General features: G+C 69.6%; 8 protein-coding genes. 5 read left to right on the plus strand and 3 right to left on the minus strand.

The window, feature by feature from the left end:
* Positions 1-6 precede the first annotated feature (6 nt).
* Positions 7-3,930: an AAA domain-containing protein gene (locus ASC60_RS06580; RefSeq protein WP_055547754.1), complete on the plus strand. Its 3,924-nt coding sequence runs from the start codon at positions 7-9 to the stop codon at positions 3,928-3,930.
* 43 nt (positions 3,931-3,973) lie between these two features.
* On the opposite strand, the gene ASC60_RS06585 is transcribed toward ASC60_RS06580, so the two are convergent.
* Positions 3,974-5,026, minus strand: a complete 1,053-nt coding sequence (locus tag ASC60_RS06585) for a beta family protein (RefSeq protein WP_055547756.1) — start codon at positions 5,024-5,026, stop codon at positions 3,974-3,976.
* A gap of 307 nt (positions 5,027-5,333) precedes the next feature.
* On the opposite strand from ASC60_RS06585, the gene ASC60_RS06590 reads away from it, so the two are divergent.
* The 4 genes from ASC60_RS06590 to ASC60_RS06605 all read left to right on the plus strand — a co-directional run bounded on the left by ASC60_RS06590 (position 5,334) and on the right by ASC60_RS06605 (position 16,488).
* Positions 5,334-6,536, plus strand: coding sequence for an AAA family ATPase (locus ASC60_RS06590; RefSeq protein WP_267892780.1), 1,203 nt, complete (start codon positions 5,334-5,336; stop codon positions 6,534-6,536).
* Positions 6,537-6,649: 113 nt separating this feature from the next.
* Complete coding sequence (locus ASC60_RS06595) at positions 6,650-7,168, plus strand: hypothetical protein (RefSeq protein ID WP_234356825.1); 519 nt, start codon at positions 6,650-6,652, stop codon at positions 7,166-7,168.
* Between the two features lie 102 nt (positions 7,169-7,270).
* Positions 7,271-14,215: a DEAD/DEAH box helicase gene (locus ASC60_RS06600; protein ID WP_055548713.1), complete on the plus strand. Its 6,945-nt coding sequence runs from the start codon at positions 7,271-7,273 to the stop codon at positions 14,213-14,215.
* Positions 14,212-16,488 (plus strand): UvrD-helicase domain-containing protein, encoded by a 2,277-nt coding sequence (locus tag ASC60_RS06605; RefSeq protein WP_055547762.1) that lies wholly within the window; start codon positions 14,212-14,214, stop codon positions 16,486-16,488. Before ASC60_RS06600 ends, ASC60_RS06605 begins: the two co-directional genes overlap by 4 nt.
* Before the next feature lie 126 nt (positions 16,489-16,614).
* Here the strand turns inward: ASC60_RS06605 and ASC60_RS06610 are convergent, their stop codons facing one another.
* Both ASC60_RS06610 and ASC60_RS06615 read right to left on the minus strand, forming a co-directional pair.
* Positions 16,615-19,164: a DUF262 domain-containing protein gene (locus tag ASC60_RS06610; RefSeq protein ID WP_055547764.1), complete on the minus strand. Its 2,550-nt coding sequence runs from the start codon at positions 19,162-19,164 to the stop codon at positions 16,615-16,617.
* Between the two features lie 284 nt (positions 19,165-19,448).
* A protein-coding gene (locus ASC60_RS06615) for an IS3 family transposase (protein ID WP_107097000.1) occupies positions 19,449-20,650 on the minus strand; the annotation gives its coding sequence in 2 pieces (ribosomal slippage) (positions 19,449-20,359 and positions 20,359-20,650; 1,203 coding nt in all).
* Positions 20,651-20,774: the final 124 nt, after the last annotated feature.

Raw genomic sequence — 20,774 nt, forward strand, 5'->3', positions numbered from 1 at the left:
ACGCGCATGGCCGACAACGACCGGTACGCGATGCTCGTCGGTGTCTCCACGTACGACAGCGACGCCTACCACGATCTCCCGCCCGTCCGCGCCGACCTGCACTACATGCGGGCGGTACTGGAGAACACCGAGATCGGCATGTACAACGACTGCGCGATGGTCGCCGAGCCGACCCGCGCCGAGATGCTGCACGCCATTGAGAAGTTCCTGGAGGAGCGACAGCCGAGCGAGACGGCCCTGCTGTACTTCAGCGGACACGGAGAGTTCTGCGAGGACGACAACCAGCTGTACTTTCTCACCCGGGACGCGGACCCGGACGACCTGCCGGGCACGGCGGTACCGGCCGAGTTCCTGGAGCGGATGCTCCAGTCCTGCCGTGCCTCGTCGAAGCTTGTCCTGCTGGACTGCTGCTCCAGCGGGTCCGTCGTCCAGGGCTGGACCGCCAAGGGCGCCCCAGGCGATGCCGACGAGCGGCCCGCGCCCAGCACCCTGCTGCGGCCTACGGGCGTGTACTTCATCACCGCGTCCGACGCGTTGCAGTCCGCGTCCGCGATGGCGCCGTCCGGGTCCACGCTCGGCACGTCCCGGTTCACCGGTGAGATCGTGGAGGGACTGCGGAACGGGCGGATCAAGGGCGGCGGCTGGATCACACCGGACGACCTGTTCGACTACCTGACGGCGCAGATGGCGCGCAACGGCGTGCCGGAGGAGCAGCGCCCCACCAAGTCCACGATCCGGGCCACCCGGAGCCTGCCCTTCGCCCGGTCGGTGGCGCGTACCGTCCACCTCCCGACGCCGCCGCGTGACGCGACGGAGGTGGCGCGGCGGTCCCCCGCCCTGCTGAAGGCCCGGGAACTGGCGGCGCTCGACGCGCGGGACGGCGTGGACTGGCAGCGGCTGCTGCACTACTACGTGCAGTGCCTCACCGCCGAGGCGGCGGCCGGCATGCTGCCCGACCGCGATAAAGAACGGGATTCGGGGTACTTCCTGCTCGGCAGGGACGAGGAGATCATCCAGTCGGGGCGGGGTTCGACCTTTCGGGCACCCGGCAAACTGTCCAGGCCGCAGGCCCGGCAAGACCGGGGCACCAGCGACGCGGGAACACAGCAGGAGTACTGGTACGGCTATCCGGCCATCACGCTCCCCGTACGCGAGGGAGGCGGCCGGGGACGCCGTACGCCCGTGATGATCGCGCCGCTGTTGATCCAGCAGATGGACCTCGCGCCGGACGAGAACGGCCAGGACGTACTCCGGCCGACCGGGGTGCCGGCCCTGCACACGGGCGTCGTCTCGGAACTGCTCGACACGGACGACGCGGCCGACCTCATCGCAGGCTGGCAGCCGACCTGGCAGGAAGGCAACGACGCGCAGATGCTGCGGGCCGTGCGGCAGTTGCTGGAGGAACTGAAGCTGCCGGAGCTGGAGCCACTCGATCCGTCCGCGCTCAGCGAGCGGACGGTGAATGAGGCGCTGCGGCCCGGCGCGCACAACGCGGCCGTCCTGTTGGTGCCGTCCGGTGCGGAGGCGAACGCGACGCAGGGGTTGGTGGACAACCTGCTGCAGATGTCGACGCGGACCGGGCAGATCCCCGGCACCGCGCTGGACGCGCTGCTGAGCAGTGGCGAGGCGGACGCGGAGACGGAGTCCCCGGCCGTCGTGGTGGCGCCGGGGCCGTGCAACGAGAGCCAGGAGCTGGTGGTCTCATCGGCGATGACGCGGGCCCTGACGGTCGCCACGGGGCCGCCCGGTACGGGCAAGAGCGAGGTGGTCACAGCCACCGTCACCACCTGTGTCGCCGCCGGGCAGTCGGTGCTGGTCGCGTCCACGAACAACGAGGCGGTGGACGTCGTCGCCAAGCGCTGCGACGACGTAGCGCCGGGGCTCATGATGCGGACGGGCAACGCGAAGGCGCTGAAGGAGGAGGCCGAGAAGCTGGAACGGCTGCTCGGCGAGCCCATCGAGGCCCCGCGGCGGGGTTCGGCGACCGTGGGCGGGGAGCTGCGCAATACCCGTACGCGGGCCGCCCGGCAGCGGGAGGAGGCGGAACGCCGTGTCGGCGAGGAGAGGCGACTGCTGGACCTGCTCCGGGAGCGGAAGGAACGGGCCGACGCGCTGGAGCTGCCGCTGACACTGCTGGAGTCCGCGTGGGCGGCAGCGACGGCCGGGAACGGTGCGGCCGCGCTGGGCCGCTGGGAGGGCAGGGCCCGGAAGGCGGCCGGGGCCCACCGGTGGCTGCTCGGTGGGTGGCGCAGGGCGCGGGCACTGGCCGCGCTTGTCGCGGCAGCCGAGACCTCAGAGGGCGAAGGCCCACCGTGGCCGGGGTGGGCGAACGAGCGGCCCGTGCCGCCGGAGCTGCTGGAGGCCCTGGCGGATGCGGTGGCCGTGGAGCGTCGGCTGCGGGAACTCGTACCCGGGCACACCGAGTGGGACGAAGACGGGCTGAAGCAGGAGCGGTTGGAGACGGCGGGTGCCCTGTCGGAGCTGTCCGCGGACCTGTCCCGGGCGGTGTCGGCGGAAGCGCTGACGCAGGCGCGCGGGCTGATAGGGCAGCGGCTCCAGGCTCTGCGGGCCCGTCGGGGATTCCGGAAGAGCCAGCAGAACCTGATGGCGCACCTCAAGGGCTGGGCCATCAGCACCCACTCGGTGCGGCAGCTCGAACTCACCCCGAAGATGTTCGACCTCGTCGTCATCGACGAGGCCAGCCAGTGCTCGATACCGTCGGTGCTGCCGCTGCTCTTCCGGGCCCGGCGGGCACTGATCATCGGTGACCCGATGCAGCTGGGCCACATCGCCGACATCGCGCCGCAGCAGGAGCGGCAGGCGCGGGTCCGGGCCGGGCTGAGCGCGGCGCAACTGGAGGACCATCGGCTCACGTATCACGTGCACTCGACGTACCACGCGGCCGCGCAGCACGGTGACACCGCCCTGCTGCTCGACGAGCACTACCGGTGCCACCCGCGGATCGCCGACGTCGTCAACGGCTACTGCTACGCGGGCCAGTTGCAGGTGCTCACCGACGTACGGCGGCAGGTTCCGGCACTCGACCCGGTGGGGGCGGCCGATCCGGCGCCGGTGCTCGGCTGGGTGGACGTACCGGGCGGCGAGTCGGCGCGGGGCGGCGACGGACAGTCCTGGCGCAACGACGCCGAGGCCGGGGCCGTGCGGCGAGTGGTGGACGAACTGCTCGCGCGGCTGCCGCAGGACGCGACGGTGGGCGTGGTGACGCCGTTCCGGGCGCAGAAGCAGGCGCTGGCACGGGTGTGGCGCGACGACGACCGGGTGCGGGTGGGGACGGTGCACGCCTTCCAGGGCGGGCAGCGCGACGTGATGGTGCTGAGCCCGGTGGCCACGCTCAACACCCCGCCGAGGACGACACACTGGGTGGCCGGCCAGGTCAACCTGTGGAACGTGGCGATCACACGGGCCAAGTCTCAACTGATCACGGTGGGCAGCCACGCGTTCTGGCAGGGGCAGAGCGGTCTGCCCGCGATGCTCGCCGGGCGCTCGGTGCCGCTGGGGGCGGGGCCCGGTGACGATCACGGCGTGGGCGCCGGGGACGCCGTCGGTGGCACGCAGGGTGCGGTCGGTCCGGGGACCGCGTTCCGCGAGGAGCTCGCCGACCGGCTTCAGCAGTACCTCGGCGAGCGTGGCATCACCGATGTGGAGCGCGCGGCAGTCGTCGGCGGCCACGCGGTGGATCTGCTGTTCACGGGGGACGGGGAGAACACGGCGGTACTGATCGACACGGGTCCGCCGCCCGGCCAGGACCCGGCACGGCACCTGCGGCTCACCCACGCCCGGGGTGATCTGCTCACCGGGCTGCCGTCCGGTGGGCACGGGGCGAAGGCGTGCGAGGTGGGCCGGGTGGTGCGGGTTCCGGCGTGGCGGATCCTGGCGGGGGAGGACATGCTTGCGCCGCTGTTCGACTGAGCCCGCCCGCGCTCAGGTCGTAAGGGACAGGGTCGGGGCAGCTCTACCGAAGGCTCCGGACGACGTAGGTCATGTGCTGGACATTCCCGGCCCGCAGCCAGTCCATGACCTGCCCCGTGCCTTTGCTGGACGCCAGAGGGCCGTCGGCACAGTCGCGCAACCAGGTCTCCCCGGCGCTGGCAGACGCTCCCCTGAACTCAGGTAGATCGCGGAACCGGCGCGCCGCCGCCCGGACGCTCGCCGTACGGTCGGGGCCGCCGTTCAGCACCTTGCACAGCACGAACCAGTCGTCGGTGGTGTAGCGGAGGAGGCCCCACGGTGGGCCTCCGCCGCCCTGCACTTGAGCAAGAGCAGTGACTGACTGCACGCCGTAGTCGCCATACGTGAGCCGCGACAGATAATCGCGGCCGCTCGCCTGCACCTCGCTCCACATGTGCCAGTCGGCACGGGGTTCTTCGTGAAGCTCTCCCAGTTCCAGCATGTCGTCCGTGGCCCGGGGGAAGCTCCCGCCGAGAACGGCGGCCGTGCGCCAGGTCGTCAGGGGGCGCAGGGCGTCCAGGGCCCGCAGGGCCTCCTTGCCCGCGTCGGGGCGGCCGGGAAGGACGCTGCCCAGGTCCAGCAGCAGATCGACGGGCACGTCGGGTGCGGCCCGGCCCAGGAGTTGGCCAACTGCTTCGGTCGTACGACCGTCCCACTCCCCCGACACGCCTACGCGAATGCCGACCCCGCAACCGTAGCGGTGAGCTGTCCCCAGGGCGGCGGACTGCTGGGCCATACCGCGCTCGGGCCCGGTGACCGGGCGGAGCAGGCGGGAGAGCCCGGTGCACTCGGAAAGGATCTCCGCGAGTGCCGGTACCTGCACCTCCTCGGCGAACGGGGCATCGAGCCAGCCGGGATGACGGCGGTGTGCTCCTCTCACCTTGTTCAGTTCCCTCTGCCAACGGGCCTTCGTCAGCCCCGACGCGGGCGTTCCGGGGCACGGCGGAAGGTTCCACAGCGGGGCGATCGCGGCCTGTATGTCCGGCCGGACATCTTCGTAGGCCATCCGGGCCTGCTGCCGGACGGGTAGGACGGGAACGTAGAGCGGTTCGGCCATCGCGGCTCCCCCTCGGCACTGCCCGCGCACTTTCCCTTCTCGTCAGGATCGGCGGACGGCAAGACGCCGGAAAGAGAGCCCTTTCGGCCCGGATGACTGGAACCGGCAAGTACCTGGTACCGCTGTGACGCAGGATGTACTGTTTGTGATGCTCGGTGGCCGGTCACTTCATGTGAACGGCGCACGTGGGGGACTGAGTGCTGTTCAGCCAAGTGCGTGTGATCCGTCCGCCGTGCGCCGGAGCAGTCCGCCGGGCCCTTGGCGCCCCGGCCGTTCACGATTGGCGCGAGGCTTGAACCACCGCTTAATGAGGCTGACGGTGCGCAACTTCCGCACCCTGACCGATACCAAGCTGCCGCTCGGGCCCTTGACCGTCATGGTCGGCCCCAACGCGGCGGGCAAGTCGAACGTCCTGCATGCTCTGGAGTTCCTGGGCGATGTGACCCGGAAGGGGATCGAGCCGGCGCTTGAAGAGCGGGGCGGTTTCGATGTCCTGGCCTTCCGCGGCGGTCGGAAGCCGGTGTCACGGATCACCGTTGGCGTTGAAGGCATCTGGTCCGACTTCGCGTCGGAGGAAGCGCCGGACCGCTACGAGCTGAGCGTCTCGCGCACCCGGCTGCCGGAGGGATCCCGCGAGCGTTACTCGACACATCGACGGGAGCGCTTCACGCAGCATCCGGTGAAGGACGCCGAGACGTCGGTGGAACTGACGAGCGGTTCCTTGACGGTCAGCAGCCCGTTGGAGGCCGACGGCGCCAACGGCGCGGTCAACGTCGGACGCATGACATCCGCCTTGCATCAGGATCGGCTGCTGTCGCAGTCCGATGACAGCCCTTCCGCTGTCGCCGTCGGAGCGGTGAGGCGGCACCTCTCCCAGATCCGGGTGTTCGACCCGGACGTGCGCAAGGCCCGGCAGCCGTGGGGAATCAGCGATTCCGGCCGGTACCTGAAGAGCGACGCGTCCAACCTCGCGGACTTCCTGCGCGGGCTCAAGGAGGACGGCGACGCCTGGGAGTTCCTTCTTGAGGACGTCCGGAAGGTCGTCCCTCAGATCCGCGACATCCATCTGGTGAACCCTCCGGACTTCGCCTCGTACCGAACGGCGGTGGAACTGGAGGAAGAAGGCCTCCGGGGCCGCACGCGCCTGACCGAGGCATCGTGGGGCACCGTCCGCATTCTGTGCATGCTCGCGATCTTCCATGACCCGAATCCGCCGCTGCTGACGTGCATCGAGGAGATCGATCACGGCATCCACCCGCACGCGCTGGCCTTGATGGCGGAACGGCTCCGTGAGGCGAGCGAGCGGAGCCAGTACCTGGTCACCACGCATTCACCGATCTTCGTCAACGAACTGGAGCCCGAGGAGTTCGTGCCCTGCGAACGCCGCACCAGCGGCGCCTCCGTGATTCCGGCACGGAGGCTGAGCGACACCCGCCGGGTCGTGGAGGTGTCGGAGTACGAGCCCATAGGGAATCTGTGGTTCTCGGGTTCTGTGGGCGGCACGCTGTGAGCCGCGCTCCGGGCCGACAGCGGTCGGTCATCGTGGTCGCCGGCGAGAGCGAAAACGACCGAAGAGTGCTCCAGCACTTGATACCCGCTCTTTTCCCCAGGTGCCCCAAAGTCGTGACGATCAACGACAAGATCAGGCTCGCGCCTGCCCAGTTGCAGCTCAGCCCCCGGATCGAAACGTTACGCAAGAACGCGCGAACCAAGGCGGCATCAGTCGGGGCCGAGCTTGCGGGCATCGTCATTCACGCCGACCTGGACAAGGTCTCGAACGAGACGTACGACCAGGTCCGGGACAAGATCACGGCCCAACTCCGGAAGAACATCCCCTGCGACACTGCACTGGCGCTTTCCGCTGTGGAGATGGAGTCCTGGCTGATGCTCTTCCCCGCCGCCTTCCCCAAGGTGAGACGCGGCTGGGAAATGAGACCGGAGGACTGCCGGAAGGACCTCACCAAGTTGGCCAACCCGAAAGAACACCTCAAGAAGCACCTGGGCAAACCTCCGTACCGGGAGTCGGACTCCCCGACAATCATGGCAGCGGCCGTGGAACTCGGTCACGTCAGCGCTCGCCCGAGCGGCAACAACCGGTCATTCCGCGACTTTGCCGACGAACTGGCAGGCTGGAAGAAATAGGCATCGGGCTCGTGGCTCGGCTCACCGGCGACAGGGGCTGTCAGCGCCCCCCTATACGGTGGTATGGATCACCAGGGCACCAGCATCGCAAGGGGGACCGTCGTGAAGCCCACCATGGCCGCCGCGCAGCTGCGCGGCAGTCTGACGCAGTACCTCACGACGACGTACGCCCTCGCCGACGAGGACACTCGAAGCGCCCTCGAACGCTTCCTCGGGCACCCCGAGACCGGGATCTTCCGAGGTCCGTATCTGCGGATCAGGACGCCGTTCCACGTCGCCGAAGACGGCTGGCAGCGGGACGTGGAGGGAGCGGCGGGGTTCCCGGGGTTCGTGCCGTGGCGGCACCAGGCGAAGGCGTGGGCCCGGCTGTCCACGCTGCGCGGGCCCGCCCAGCCGACTCTGGTGACGACCGGCACCGGCTCCGGCAAGACGGAGTCGTTCCTCGTCCCCGTGCTGGACCACTGCCGACGGCGGAAGGCCGAGGGGCGCGGCGGGGTCAAGGCCGTTCTGCTGTATCCGATGAACGCGCTCGCCACCGACCAGGCGGGGCGCATCGGGGAGTACCTGGCGCGGCCGGAGCTGGCGCAGGTCACTGCGGGCCTCTACATCGGCGACCGGCCCGACACCGACTTCCGGCGGGTGATGACGCGCCGGGAGGAGATGCGGGTGTCCCCGCCCGACGTGCTGATCACCAACTACAAGATGCTGGATCTGCTGCTCCAGCGCGGGGAGGACCGGAGCCTGTGGGAGGGCGCCGACCTCACCTATGTCGTGCTCGACGAGTTCCACACGTATGACGGCGCCCAGGGCACTGACGTCGCGATGCTGTTGCGCCGACTGGCCGCCGCCACCGGAGCGTCCCGGCCCGGCAGGCCGCTGGGGTCGATCTGCCCGGTGGCGACCTCGGCCACGCTCGGCGAGGGGGCTCCGGACAGCCGGGCCGGGGGCGTCCTCGACGTGGCGGAGCGGGTGTTCGGGATGCCGTTCCCCGCGGACGCGATCATCGGCGAGGAGCGGATGACCGCCGATGAGTTCACCGGGTCCGTGGACTACGAGCTGGACGAGCCACCCTCCCCGCAGGAGGTGGTGGCGGTGTCCGGCGGGCCGGACGTGGAGGCACACCCCGACCTGCTGGATCTGGACGCCCTCGCCACGAGGCTGCTGGGCCGCTCCGGGCTGGACGCCTTCCGCATCGGGCGGCTGCTGAAGCGGCACGACTTCACCCATGGCGTGCTGTCCCTGCTGAGCGGGGAGCCGCTGGACGAGTGGGCGCTGCGGGACCGGCTGGCCCGGTTCGGCTACTCCTGGGGCCGTACCGCGCGGGAGAACCCGCGGCTGGTGCTCCAGGCACTGGGCCGGTTCGTGGCACTGCTCTCGGCTGCCCGCGACCCGGAGTCCGATGAGCGCAGGCCCCGGCCGCTGCTGCACATCGAGGCGCATCTGTGGGTGCGGCCCGTGACGCGGGTGCTGCGTGGCGTGGGGCGCGCCCCGGAGTTCCGCTGGTACGAGGACGACCGGACCGCCGCCCGGCGGGCCGCGCTCAGTGCCGCGCCACCCGGCGACGAGGATCCGGACACCTCGTCCGGGGGCTGGCCGTCGTCCTCGGCGAGCAGCCCGCAGCCGCTGCCCGGTGCCGATACGGCGCCACGCCCCGCCCAGGTACACCTGCCCGCCGTGTACTGCCGCAACTGCGGGCGCTCCGGGTGGGCGGCGCTGTCCCCCGAGGCCGACCCCCAGCAACTGGTGACGGCGCAGGACCGCATCTGGCGAGCCGCCGTGGGGCGGGACAAGCGGCGCATCCGTTACTTCATCTCCGCCACCCACGGCGAGCGGCAGCAGGCGCTCGACGCGCTGACCGGGGCACGGCCCACGGACGGCAAGGGCGACCCGCTGTCGGTCGTGGTGCTGGACGGCGGCCAGGGCACCTACCGGCTGCCCACCGCCGGAGACGAAGGCGAGCTCGTCGACGCCTGGTTCGCGCGGGCCCTGCTCGACAAGAAGACCGCCGACCGCGCAGCGAAGGACGACCGCTGCCCGGCCTGCCACACCGACAACAGCATCCGCTTTCTCGGCACGGCCCAGGCGGCCCTGGCCTCGGCGGCCGTGACCCAGCTGTTCACCGGCGGCGACATCGCGCTCGTACCGGAAGAGCGCAAGACGCTGCTGTTCAATGACTCCACGCAGGACGCGGCGCATCGCGCCGGGTACGTCGCCAACGCCTCGTACAAGTTCTCGCTGCGTTCGCTCCTCGCCCACAACCTCGACGACTCGGGAGCGCCGACCGCCCTGAACGAGCTGATCGGCCATGTCCTGGACTCGGTGGACGACCCGGACGCGCTGGCCGCCGTGGTGCCCCCTGACCTGCACGACGAGCCGGGCGTCGACCGGCTGCTGTCCGGCCGCGGCACCGGCGACGCGCGGACCTGGAAGCTCATCGGGGAGCGGCTGGCCTTCGCGACCGTGATGGAGTTCGGGCTGCGGAGCCGCATGGGGCGCACCCTGGAGCTGACCCGCACCGCGGCCGCCGAGGTCGTCGTGGCCGAGCCCGACCGCGTCACGGACCTCGCCCGCGACCTGCATCTGTCCCTGCCCGGCCAGCTGCTGGCGGGAAACGGCCTGCCCACGCCCGAGCGGTATCTGGCGTATGTGCGCGGGCTGCTGGAGCGACTGCGGATGCGCGGCGCCGTACGGCACCGCTGGCTGGACACCTGGATCAAGGAAGCCGGCAGCGATCGCTACCTCATCTCCGGGCGCAGGCCGGACGGCATGCCGGCCTTCCCCGAGGGGGTCGCGCCGCCGCGCTTCCTGCTGGACGGGCAGAAGGACCGGTCCGAGTTCGACGCGATCACGGGACGTCTGGGCTGGTACCAGGACTGGACCCGCAGGTGCCTGGGGCTGGACGCCGCCGGGGCCGTGGAGTATCTGCGCAGGCTGCTGCCCGCCCTCGCCGAGGAAGGCGTCCTGGCGGCGCGGGCCACCCGGGACCGGCAGACCCGGGTCTACGGGCTTCAGCCGGGGCACATCCAGGTGCGGCTGCTCGGCGACGCGGTCGTCAACAAGGCCTTCGTCAGCTGCGAGGACTGCGGCTGGCAGCAGGTCGTAGCGCCCGAGCGGCGCACGCGCTGGTACGGGCATCCCTGCCCCAGGTACCGCTGCGGGGGGCGGCTGACCGCGCCCCAGCCGGGCATGCCCCGCAACGGAGCGGGGCTCCCCCACCTCGGCGGCGTCGTGCAGGAGCGGGACTACACCGGCGACTACTACCGCCGCCTCTATCTGACGGGCGGCACGTTCCGTGTCGTCACCGCCGAGCACACGGGCATGCTCAGCCGCCCGGAGCGGGAGCGGGTCGAGCGCACCTTCAAGGCGGGAACGCACTACACCGACCCCAACGTGCTGTCGTGCACGCCGACACTGGAACTCGGCATCGACATCGGCGATCTGTCGGCCGTACTGCTCGGCTCCCTGCCCGCTGGGCCGGCCAACTACGTACAGCGCGCCGGGCGGGCCGGACGGCACACGGGCAACGCGCTGGTGGTCGCCTTCGGCGGACGCAAGGCACGCGACCTGTACTACCTGGATGACCCGAAAGAGATGATCGCCGGGACCATCCTGCCTCCTGGCTGCTACCTGTCTGCGGTGGAGATCCTGCGCCGCCAGTACACGGCCCGGCTGCTGGACCTCGCGGCCCGTGGCGACCTGAGGACCTCCGACGGCGAGGTGCTGGCGCCGCTCCCCCGGCTGTCGTCGGCCCTGTTCGGAACGAGCGGATGGTGCCAGGACCTGGCCGATGCCGCGCAGACCCGTGGCACCGAGTTCGTCGAGGAGTTCCTGGCCCTGTTCCCGGACAGCAGCGGCGGCCGAGAGCCCGACGGCTCCGACGGCGCGGGCGTCTCGGCGTACGCGGCCGAGGCACTGAGGGCGTATGCGACCAGCGGCATCGTGCGCGCCCTCCAGGAGGCCGAGGAGGACTGGACGGGGCGGCGCGAGGAGCTGCGACGCAGGATCGCCGCGATCGACGAGGCCGCCGGGCAGCTGGCCCGGTCGGACGAGACACAGAACCACGAGCGGCGCGAGTTGCTGGCCGAGCGCCGCGGCGCCGGGGACCTGCTGCGGGAGCTGAGCCAGTCAAGCGCCCACGCCACCCTGGTGGAGCTCGGTCTGCTGCCCAACTACAGCCTGACCGACACCACCACGCAGCTGGAAGCGACGCTCTACTGGTCCGAGAATCCGAGCGAGGAAGACGGCGAACAAAAGGCAGGCGCCGAGGAGGGACCGGTCCGCAAGATCTACCGCAGCGAGACGCGGGACTACGAGCGGTCCCGCAAACTGGCGCTCACCGAACTCGCCCCTGGTAACTACTTCTACGTCAACGGCTACCGCCATGCCGTACGCGCCCTCGACATCGGCAGCCCCGACCGCAGGGCCTGGTCCGTGTGGCGGCTCTGCCCCGCCTGCGGATTCGTGCGCACCGAGCACGAGGACGCCGAGAACAACACCGACCCGTGCCCGCGCTGCGGCGGGCGGGAAATCGCCGACGCGGGCTGTGTGCAGTACGTGCTCCAGCCGAGGCGAGTGTTCTCCCGCGACAAGCGAGACGACGCCCGGGTGCGCGACGACCGCGATGAACGGGATCGCAAGCACTACGCGGTCCTCACCACCGTCGACATCGATCCGGACCGGCTCGCTCCTGGTTCCTGGCGGCACGACACCGCGGTCTTCGGAGTGGACTTCACCCGCCATGCGAAGATCCGGACGCTCAATCTGGGGCTGGACCGTGAGGACGGCAGCAGCACGGTGCCCCTGGCGGGGCGGGACGTGCGGATCAACCCGTTCTTCGTCTGTACCAGTTGCGGCGGGGCGACGGCCGATGGGCGTCCCGTGGTGGACGTGGAGCAGCACGCGCTGACCGAATCGGGAGCGGCGAGCACCCCGGCCGCGAGGCACCATCTGCTGTGGTGCCCGCGTCGCCGCGTCAGGGGCTCCTCGACCGGCGCGGAAGGGCAGGGCAGGGGGCAGGACGTGCCGCTGCTGCTCGCGCACGAGCTGACCACGGAGGCGGTGCGCATCCTGCTGCCCGCGTCGATGGCCCGGGTCAAGGAGCGACTCGCCTCGTTCACCGCCGCGCTGTTCGCGGGCATAGCGGCCCGCTACGGCGGCGATCCCGACCACATCGACATCGCCGAGGCGACGATGCCCGACCACGCCGGCGGCATGGGCGCGGACTGGCCGAGGCGCTTCCTCGTCGTGTACGACCGGCTGCCCGGCGGCACCGGATACCTGCACCGGCTTGCGTCCGCCGACGGCTTCCGGGAGGTGCTCCTCAAAGCGCGTGAGGTCATCGAGGAGTGCGCGTGCCGCGAGAAGGGGCTCGACGGCTGCCACCAGTGCCTGCTGCGACGGGTCCCGGCCGCCGACTACGACAAGGTGAGCCGCAACGAGGTCCGGCAGATGCTGGACGAATTGCTCGGCGCCGACGGCGAGCGCTGGCGGACCTCGCGGGTCGCCACGACACGGCACATCCCGTTGCAGCGGCAGGCCGAGAGCGACCTTGAAGTCCTGTTCATCGACACGCTCCAGGACTGGGCCAAGCTTGCCGAGTCCAAGGCCGCCGCGGACACGTACACCACATCAGCGGGCACGTACGCCCTCGATCTGCGGCTGACGGCGGCGGACGGCACGACGGTGAGCTGGCGCGTCTCCCAGCAGCGCGCGCTGGACGGCACCCGGCCCGATTTACTCCTCGAACGGCTCGACGCCCCCGGCCCGCGCGTGGCCCTGTATCTCGACGGCTACGCCTACCACGCCACCCGCGAGCACAACCGGCTCGCCGACGACGCCATGAAGCGGACCCGGCTCAGGGCCGAGGGTCTGCGGGTGTTCCAGCTGACCTATTACGACGTCAAGGAGTGGCGTCAGTATGTCAAGGACACCGGGTACGCGGCAGCAGGGCCGAGCGATCCGGTGTGGGAGCCGTACGGCACGAACGGCCGGAAGCGCGCCCGTGACTACTACGAGCGCGTGGGCCGGGGTCTGCCCGGTGAGCTGGCCGAAACGATGTGGGTCAATCCGGCCCAGCTGCTCCTGGCCTATCTGCGCGCCCCGGAACCCGGGCGCTGGCAGCGTCGGGCGGAGGCGGTGGCCGCGGGCCTGAGCGGGATGGACGGCACGCGTACCGCCGCCCTGGTCGGTGAAGGCGTCGGCGAGGGCATCCGGGAGGTGCTGCGCGGCGGCGCTCCCTCCGGGGCCGCCGGGCCGGTGCGGCTGCTGTCCGGCCCGGACGCATCGGGCTGCAACCTGGTGCTGGCCGCAGACGGCAGGCGCACACCGCCGGTGTGGACGGGACTCGCCCTCCTGGACGACGGCGATGCGGCTCTGGCCGACGAGCAGGTGCACAAACGGCGCTGGCGGGCCTGGCTGTACTGGAGCAACGTGCTGCAGTTCCTGGAGCACGGCGGCGGGGACAGCGCCCAGCTGACGACGAGCATGCTCGACGGTTTCACCACCGAAACGCTCATCGTGACGGGCGGAGTGGGCTGGCTGACGTCGACGCGGATCCCGGTCCCGGCACAGGCGGAAGAGCCCGCCGTCCCCATCGTCGCCGCACCGGCCGTGCCCGCTCCCACCCGGGGTGAGAAAGTCCCGCGCCAATCCGAGGCGGGCGAAGCGACCACGGACACCGGTCCGAAGCGGGACCCCGGCTGGGACCGGGTCATCGAATACCTCGATCCGGAGGAGCCGGGGCTCGCCGACCTCGCGCACGCGCTGGCGGGCGCGGGTGTGCCCGCGCCCCAGGACGGCTACGAATTGGACCGGCACGGGTGGCAGGCCGAACTGGCCTGGCCCGACGCACGTATCGGAGTGGTCCTGGCACCCCGTGCGGACCGCGACGAGCCAGATCACGAGGCAGCGGACCGGGACAAGGCGTTCGCGGCCGCGGGCTGGGAGGTCCGCACCGCCACGGCATGGGACGGGGCGCGACTGAGCGACCGCCTCACCGGCCAGGAGCACAACAGCACGGTCACCAGGAACGGGGAGTCGAAGCGATGAACACCTCGGGCGTCACTCTGCGCCTGCTCGACAAAGCCGACAAGGAGATCCTCAAGCTCCCCCGTACGGTCAAGGGCGCGTTCTTCGACTTCCAGCACAAGTTCAAGACCAACCCGCACACCGCAGGGCTCAAACTCCAGCAGCTCAAGGGCGACAGCAGGCTGTGGTCGGCGAGAGTCAACGACGAGTACCGTGCACTGCTGCTGCGGCTCGCCGAGGACGACTGGCTGATCGTCTCCGTCAAGCACCGCAAGGACGTCTACGACCGGCTGTCGTACGGCGTCAACCAGGTCACCGGCGGTATCGAGTATGTGGACCTGGAGGTGGTGGAGGACAGCGTTCTGCGCCGTCTGCCGACTCCGCCCGCTTCCAAGCCCGCACCCGATGCGGCCGAGGCGTCTGCCCCACCCGAGTCGGCACGGCCACTGTTCGCCGACTGGACCGACGAACAACTGCTGGACCTGGGCGTCGCCGAACCTCTGCTTCCGGTCATCCGCACGCTCACCACCGAGGACCAGTTGCTCGGTCTGGTCGAGTACGCGCCGCAGCTCACCGGCGAAGTGCTGCTATCGCTGTTCGACGGGGCGTCCTACGACGACGTCCTCGATCAGGTGACGAAGCCTATGGCCACCGCCGAGCCGGTCGACCGGGAGGACTTCGCGGCAGCCGCACAGCGTCCGGCAACGGTCGTCACTACGACGGACGAAGCCCTTCGGGAGGCGCTGGAAAGCGGCGACTTCGGCCGCTGGAAGGTCTTCCTGCACCCCACTCAGGCCAAGCTGGTCGAACGACGCTATAACGGCCCCGCCCGGGTGGGCGGCGGCCCCGGTACCGGCAAGACCATCGTCGCCCTGCACCGGGTACGGCATCTCGTGCGGCAGCTTTCCCCCGGCCGCGACAAACCCGTCCTGCTGACGACCTACAACAAGAACCTCGCCGCCGACCTGCGCTCCCGGCTGCTGGAACTGGGCGGGGAGGAACTGCTCGCCCGGGTCGACGTGAGCCACGTCGACCAACTGGCGCTGCGGATCGTCCGGGAAGCCGAACCCGGCAACGGCAAGCAGACCATCGACGACAGCCAGGCGGTACGGGAATGGCGTGCGCTGCTCGATGAGCTCGGGGAGAACACCTGGGACCCGGAGTTCCTGCACGAAGAGTGGACGCAGGTCATCCTCGGACAGGCGGTCGGCACCCGCACCGACTACTTCCGTGCCCGGCGTGCCGGTCGCGGGCGGAACATCGGCCGCGCTGAGCGCGCCGAGATCTGGCAGCTCGCCGAACGCTTCACCCAACGGCTCGACCGTCTCGGACGGCAGACCTGGGATCAGGTGGCCGAGCGCGCCGCTCGACTGGAAATGGGCCGTGAGCAGCGCATCCTCGCCATCGCCCGCCAGCGGGAAGAGGCGGGCGGCCTCGACAACGTCCACCTTGCGGACGGCTCGGGGGGTTGGCTGCGTTACCGGTACCGACACATCGTCGTGGACGAAGCTCAGGACCTGCGGCCCGCCCACTGGAAGATGCTGCGGGCGATGGCTCCCCATGGGGCGGACGACCTGTTCCTGGTCGGCGACACACACCAGCGCATCTACAAGAACCAGGTGACGCTCGGCAGTCTGGGCATCCATATCCGCGGTCGCTCCTCGAAGCTGAGCCTCAGCTACCGTACGACCCGGCAGATCCTGAGTTCCGCCTTGGCCGTACTCGGGGAAACCGAGTACGACAACCTCGACGGCAGCGCAGAAACGCTGGCCGGCTATCGGTCGGTGCTAAGCGGCAGCCGACCGTCCGGGCACCCGTTTCCGGACTGGGCCTCAGAGCGGGACGGCATCGCCGCCCTCATCAAGGAGTGGGACGCGGAAACGGATCCAGATACTCCGCATGAGCAGATCGCCATCTGCGTGCCGACCAACCAGATGGCGGCCGAGGTGGGCCACACACTCAAGCTGCACGGCATCCACTCGGTCGAAATCCGTTCCGACGGCCCGCACGGCACCGGCGGAGTGCACATCGGCACCATGTTCCGGTTCAAAGGGCTGGAGTACCGGCGAATGATCATCGCCGGTGTGACGGATGGTCTCGTGCCCCGGGAGGCCGTGAACGCGTTGCGCGACACGAACCCCGTGCGATACCGGCACGAGATTCAGCGAGCCCGCTCCCTGCTGTTCGTAGCGGCCACCCGGGCACGCGACACCGTGGACCTCTTCTGGCACGGGACCCCCAGCCCATTTCTGAGTTCCTCGTTGACAGACGCGCAAGAGAGAATCGGCCGATAAATTTCGGCGAGGCCAGGCCCCAGGTGAGGTACAGACGCAGGCAGAACCCGCTCGGCATGGCCGCGGGTACTACCCCCGGCCATGCCGAGTGAAGGAATAAGGTGCCCCCCGAATGCCCGCCCTACATCACAGGCTCTGTTGACGGAACCATTCCAGCGTCTCGGCAAACCGCACCAGCCCACCGCCGCGCAGGACGCCCAGCGGAAAGCTCGGCCGTCGCCGGGGCAATTCCGCATCGGGGACGGTCAGCGTCACTCCAGGAATCGCCCGGATGCGGTCACGAAGCTCCGCAAGCAGCCCCGGCCTGGTGAACGGCTCCCGCCTCGCCAAGTACGCGAAAACGACTTCGACGACCCCCGACCGCGGATAGATACTCACGGGCCATGTCGAACCCTGCGAGCCGTTTCCATCGCGGAGCATGGGCGCACAGCTCGTCTCCTCGGCGAGGCCGTATCCGAGCCACCCTCCATCCGCCTCCCACTTACGCAGCAGGGTCAGCAACCCATCAGCCAGGTCGGGGTGGTGAGCGCTGAGCAACCTGCCAAAGTTCTCCGCACGGTCGGTGATGGTGCTCTCGGCCTCGGATGCCGCCGCCTCCTCGAACACCTCGCGGGGCCTGTCAAGACCGGCCAGATCGGCCAGCTCTTCCGTGGTCAGCTTCTGTTCATGGTCGGCCACCGCACCGTTGAAACGGACGCCCTCACGCTCGAGCGCCTCACGCTGGGTCTCCTTACGGCCGTCGAGCCAGGCGAAGTCGGGAGAAGACGTGCCGTTGGCCCGAAGTACCCGATGGGCGTGGGGGACATCGGTGCGGGTGGCCAGATAATTTCCGACAGTCTGAGGAGAGCCGGCTCCGGTCACCGCGGCGAGGTCCTTATATGTGGTCCACCTGCCGGAGGGCAGGGCCGCCAGCACCTTCCTCAACCGCAGCCACTCCGAGCGCTCACCGGACTGACCGCCGTCGCCCGCGACAGGCCCGGGCCACATGCGCACCGCACGATCGGCGAGTCGGCCGGCGCGGCTGAGAATCTCCTTCCTCCCCCAGCGTTCGGTGGCGGCAATCTCCCGATTCATCCGCAGGGCGCTCTGGTCGAAGATCTGCTGCTTGCGCTCGTAGGGGTGGTTGGACAGGCGTGTGTTCTCACCAGTAAGGGTCAGATTGCCCAGAGTGTGTACGAGCGTCTCGTGCAAATCCTCCGCCCGCTCCGCCTCCTCTGCATCCTCGGCGAGCATGGCGAGCCATTCCTGTCCGGGCCGTTGCGGAAGTACGTGCTCGATGGTCGCCCAGGCCCGCGAGAAGTCGACCGGCTCCGGAGCCATGTAGTCCTCCTCGAACCGCCGGAGCACGTAGGCGCGATGGCGGCTGCTGCCCTGCCAGTAGAAGGGCTGGGTACGGATCGCCTCACGCAGGTCCTCGTCCCGTGGCCACCCCCGCCGCAGGCCGGACAGATAGCGGCGTACAGCCTCCGGCAGCGAACGGTCCCGCTCAATACCCGAAGGCAACGTGGCCAGAATCTGCCGAACGCTGTGCGACGGTTCCCGACAGATCATGCGCCGGACCAGGAAGCTCTCCACAAAGGCGAGCGCTTCGACAGCCTCCCTGGGCTCGACCGTCCCACGATCCACCCGGTCCAGAACATGGAGTGCCGGAGGATAATGGGCTTCCCCGCTCCACTGGACAAGACGCTGCAGCACCGCGCGCAACTCGCCGTCGGGCTCGCACTCGGGCTCGAAGACCCGCATGAGCAGGTGGCCAAGGCGCCGGAGTCGAGCCAGATCGTCCCGTAGCCCTTCCTCACCGGAAGCAGCGACAATCCGGCCCATTCGGCGTTGTTGTCCCTGGTAGACGTCGCTGACGGTGGCCCGCGACTGTCCCTGCAGAACGAGGTCCAGCCACGCCAGAGTGGTCAGTCGCTCGGGCCCGAGTTCCGTCTGCAGAGGAAGCCATAGCTTGTCGTACACATGCTCGCCCAGACGCGGGAGCTGCATGAACACATAGTTGCGCAGGAGGTCGGCCTGACTCAGCGGCTTGCCTGTGTTGTTCAGGGACTCGAAGATTCGAAAAGCGTTGTCCTGTGGTCCGGCAGTGATCGTCACCAGCGTAAGCCGGTGCCGCAACGCCTGGTCGATGTGACGAACGGTGTCCCACTCGCCGACGGGGTCATACTCGGCCAGCGCCGCCAGGAAGAACCGGTAAGCGACGCCGATACTGTCGTCCCCACCCGCCCGGGGATCATTGTTGACACATGCGAGGTACGAAGGCCGGTCGGCCTGTGTCGGGAGCAGGCGGTAGGAGTCGAGGCCACCGTAGTCCTCTTCGTTGATCAGGTACCTACGGTGAATGAGATCGGCCTTGGTCTTATCAAACGTCCGCACGTGATCACGAAGTGCACAGGCAAGCAGCATCAGCGTGGTCAACCGCTGCTGACCATCGATGACGACCCAGCGTTGCACAGTGTCGGGCATGGGCGGGCGGGGATCGAGCACCAGCGAGCCGAGGAAATGGCCGCTGAGGGCCTGTGACGCGTCCGAGCCGATCGTCGCCTGCTCCACCAAGTCGTCCCACAGCCGTTGATGGTCGTCGACATCCCAACTGTAGGTGCGCTGATACAGCGGAACCTGAAATTGGTTGTCCCCCTGTATCAGCCGCTCGAAGGTTGTCTCCCGTGCTTCCACCTGTCCTCCGCCTCCCCCTGTGCCGGGACCTTCCGCCCGGCGCCCCTAAGGCTGACAACCTAACGAGGATGCATCGTGGGGGCAGGGTTACCTGAGCATTTCGGGTTTCTCCGCCATCTTGGCCGAAACCCGTGATACGCCCAGGTAGGCCCGCAACGGTCCACGGACGCCGGACATACAGCCACACCGCTGGAGCTACCGGACCATCCGGAAAACAGTCCGCCCCATGTCATACGACGATTCTCAACCGGCCATGGGCCTTGACCCGCAGTCTTGGACACGGGCTATGCGGCTTGGGCCAGGGTAGTTGATGTTGTGTCGAGTGCTGTCTCGTAGGCGATGGGACTGCGTTGTCCGAGGCGGGAGTGGCGGCGTCGGGTGTTGTAGCGGTTGAGCCAGCGGAACGCGTCGAGGCGGGCCTCGCGTTCGCTGGACCAGGTCTTGCGACCCTGAAGGGTCTCGCGTTTGAACGTCGCGTTGAAGGACTCGGCAAGCGCGTTGTCCGCCGAGCTGCCGATCGCGCTCATGGACTGGCGGACGCTTGCCTGGCGGCAGGCGTCGGCGAAGGCCCGGCTGGTGTACTGGGCCCCGTGGTCGGTGTGCATGATCGCCCCGGCAAGGCTGCCGCGGGTCCGTTCGGCGGCGGCCAGGGCCTCGATGACGAGGCCGGTGCGCATGTGGTCCGCGATGGCCCAGCCGGCCAGGCGGCGTGAGGCGAGGTCGATGACGGTGGCCAGGTAGAGGAACTTCCCGCTGTCCAGCGGGAGATAGGTGATGTCGCCGACGTACTTCGTGTTCGGCTCGCTTGCCGTGAAGTCGCGGCCGATGAGATCCGGGGCCTTCGCCGCGGCCGGGTCCGCAACGGTGGTGCGGTGCCTGCGACGCAGCCGCACGCCTGCCAGGCCGATGCTCCGCATCACACGCGCGATCCGCTTGTGGTTGATGCGCTCGCCCGCCTCGCGCAGTTCGGCGGTGATCCTGGGGACGCCGTAGGTGCCGTCCGACTCGCGGTGCACGGCCCGTATCCGGGTGGCGAGGCGGGCGTCGGCCGCCTGCCGGACGGCCCGGTCCGCGGCCGTCCGACGCCAGTAGGAGAAGCTGGAGCGGGCGATGCCCAGGATGGTGCACAGCCGCTTCACGCCGTAGCGGCGGTGGTGGTCGGCGACGAACTGGAAGCGGTTCACCAGCGCGTCTCCCCGGCGAAATACTTCGCTGCCTTGCGCAGGATCTCGCGTTCCTCCTCCAGCTCACGGACCTTCTTGCGCAGGGCTGCGTTCTCCTCCTCCAACGGCGTCGGTGGCTCGGTCGGCACCTCCGCCCGGCGTCCCCGAGGCCGGCTCGCGCCAGCTGCCCGCACCCAGTTCCGCAAGGTCTCGGGATTGATCCCCAGATCGGCGGCGACCTGTCGGATCGTCGCCTCGGGCCGCGACTGGTACAGCGCGACCGCGTCCGCCTTGAACTGCGGCGGATAGTTCTTCATGACCACGAGATGTCCGTTCTCAGATCCTCAGGATCCAGTGTCTCGTGTGTCCAGGATCAAGGGTCAAGGCCCCGTCGGACGTCCCGGGCTCCGGTCGTACAGGCGCGGCTTTAAGGAGCCGGTTGTGGGT

The organism is Streptomyces sp. NBRC 110028, from assembly GCF_001417735.1.
Classification (GTDB): domain Bacteria; phylum Actinomycetota; class Actinomycetes; order Streptomycetales; family Streptomycetaceae; genus Streptomyces.

Bases quoted from the DNA above. Each gene is read 5' to 3' on its own strand.
- ASC60_RS06580 (WP_055547754.1), top strand. From the start codon at position 7: ATGGCCGACAACGACCGGTACGCGATGCTCGTCGGTGTCTCCACGTAC.
- ASC60_RS06585 (WP_055547756.1), bottom strand. From the start codon at position 5,026: ATGGCCGAACCGCTCTACGTTCCCGTCCTACCCGTCCGGCAGCAGGCC.
- ASC60_RS06590 (WP_267892780.1), top strand. From the start codon at position 5,334: ATGAGGCTGACGGTGCGCAACTTCCGCACCCTGACCGATACCAAGCTG.
- ASC60_RS06605 (WP_055547762.1), top strand. From the start codon at position 14,212: ATGAACACCTCGGGCGTCACTCTGCGCCTGCTCGACAAAGCCGACAAG.